The following is a 638-nucleotide window of genomic DNA, read 5'->3' on the forward strand; positions in this document are numbered from 1 at the left end:
GAGCGTGCATCGCGTGCGCCAGGGATTCATCGAGCAGCGCACGGCAACCATCAATCGGATTCGCGGCTTGCTCAGTGAGTTCGGTATCGTGCTGCCGCTGAAGGCATCGACCGTGCGTCGTCAAGCCGCCGCCTGCCTGGAGGATCTGCCCGGGTGGAGCAACACCGTCATCGGCGATCTGCTCAGCGAATTGATGCGGCTGGACGAGCGGATCGCGCTCTACGACCGGCACATCGCACAGATGGCGCGCGAAGACACTCGGGCCCAGCAGCTCATGCGCTTGAGCGGCGTCGGCCCAACCACCGCCACCGCACTGCTGGCGATGATCGGCAACGGACATGAGTTCAAGTGTGGCCGCCAATTCGCAGCCTGGCTCGGGTTGGTCCCCAGCCAGTACAGCTCGGGTGGGAAGGCACGACTCGGGCATATCACGAAGGCGGGGGACCCCTACGTCCGATCGCTGCTGGTCCTGGGCGCGCGAGCGTTACTCAGACTGGCTGAACTACAAACGGTCATCGATGCAGCACGTGCCTAGCTGCGGACCCTGATGAAAGACGCGCGCGGGGGCCTCGTTCGGTTCTCGAGAACGGCGGTTGCCGTCTCCGTAGTTTTGTCGGGCACACCCCGCGCAGGTCCAA

Annotated in this window: 1 pseudogene; it reads left to right on the top strand. The window is 64.6% G+C overall.

Annotated features, from left to right (window positions below):
- Nucleotides 1-499: pseudogene (locus AC1DY5_RS57935) on the top strand (IS110 family RNA-guided transposase); the annotation flags it as partial.
- Between the last annotated feature and the right edge of the window lie 139 nt (nucleotides 500-638).

The organism is Variovorax sp. P4_D9, from assembly GCF_056401695.1.